Origin of the sequence: Aminicella lysinilytica (assembly GCF_004362975.1) — a bacterium.
GTDB classification, from domain to species: Bacteria; Bacillota; Clostridia; order Peptostreptococcales; family Anaerovoracaceae; genus Aminicella; species Aminicella lysinilytica.
Window position 1 is genome coordinate 1 of the sequence record NZ_SNXO01000084.1, and the last position, 1,413, is coordinate 1,413.

The 1,413-nt window shown below is 37.4% G+C and carries 2 protein-coding genes; both read right to left on the bottom strand.

What is annotated here, in order from left to right:
• Positions 1-40 precede the first annotated feature (40 nt).
• Entirely contained in the window at positions 41-232 is a 192-nt protein-coding gene (locus EV211_RS10575; RefSeq protein ID WP_133529400.1) for a hypothetical protein, read from the bottom strand.
• 28 nt (positions 233-260) lie between these two features.
• Positions 261-1,226: a hypothetical protein gene (locus EV211_RS10580; RefSeq protein ID WP_133529401.1), complete on the bottom strand. Its 966-nt coding sequence runs from the start codon at positions 1,224-1,226 to the stop codon at positions 261-263.
• Positions 1,227-1,413 lie beyond the last annotated feature (187 nt).

A 1,413-nucleotide genomic window follows, 5' to 3' on the forward strand; every position in this document is an offset into this window, starting at 1 on the left:
TTCTGTTTTGCTCTGATAAAACAGAAATTAATCTTGCAAATTATTTTCTACTGGAATTTTCTTTTGCAAACTGGAAGTTAGTTTTGCAATCGACCACCGCATAAAACACTAAAATGAAAATAATATTTACTGTATAAAATATCATATTGGCAAATGCTCCAGGGATAATGCTCACAGTCGTCATCAAGGCAACTGAATATTTTTTTAGCGTACTCCTTTTATTTCCATCCATGTTTCTTTCTCCCTAATGTTACTCATAATCAGTTTGCGTTATTTCCGCTATAATCAAAGATGCGTATGTCATTTTTCTTCAACGGATTTGTATATCCAATGTTGGCCACGATATAGTTGTCACAGTATGTGTAACTAACGGTATCGATCGCCCATGATGTATATTCTCCAATATCTATCAGCTTAGAAGTGGCTCCTGTGCCGATGTCACACTGCCACAGATCATACTTATCATCATAGTAGTACAGCTTGTCACTTCTATATTCCATTTTATATGTCGATGGCGAAATGCTGAAAGGCTCGCCTAAATCGACCTGATATTTCCTGATGATTTTCTTCTCGCCTGTGTCATATATCAATATGCCGCTCTTGCTCATGGCGAGAAGCAATCTATTATTCTTATAAATATCCATATCCAAGACATAATCATCAGGATCCGTAGAAATGTTGTATGCCCTGGAAATGCCTGTTTCAACATTTATCGAGGTAAGTTCTCCTGTATACTCTTCGTATGAATAAAGTGTTTTATCTTGCAAAGAAAACAGTGTAGGCGAGGAACCTTCACATCTCACTTTTTTCAGCATGATGACTTTTCCGGACTTTAGATCTCTTTCATAGATTTTCCCATATTTCATGCCGCCGTAGAAATAGTATAGCTTGCTTTTGCTACATGCTATCATGTCCGGCTGATCAGTATTTTCAAACAGCTTTTCAGGACTTTTCTTTCCTTTGCTCAAACTCACTCTGTAATAATCACCGGCAGTATTCTCATCAAATGCCGGTTTATAATATGTGTAGTATAAGTATTTATCCACAATAAATGGGGCAGAGTAGCGACCAAAAGCACTACTTTCTAATATCATGTCTGTTTTCCCCTTTGATAATGACTCTATCATGATCCTGGATGTCAGCATTGTGCTATTGATGTATGCATAATTATCACCCTGACTGCTATCGTTCATATTCCCTGATGCATTGGCACTTTTAACCTTCATATCGTAATGATAGCTTTCAACTATTCCACTGATATGCAGGCAAACACATACTGCGGTAATCACTAATATCACAGCTGCAATAACTTTTATTACGTAAGTGGTAAACCACATGTACTGGATAATAATTAGGCCGCCCGGAAGGGCGGCGATTTTAGCTAAGGCTATTTGGTTTTGAAGCAGTTTTCAG

Coding starts and splice junctions, on each gene's coding strand:
- EV211_RS10575 (WP_133529400.1), bottom strand. CDS start 232: ATGGATGGAAATAAAAGGAGTACGCTAAAAAAATATTCAGTTGCCTTG.
- EV211_RS10580 (WP_133529401.1), bottom strand. CDS start 1,226: ATGAAGGTTAAAAGTGCCAATGCATCAGGGAATATGAACGATAGCAGT.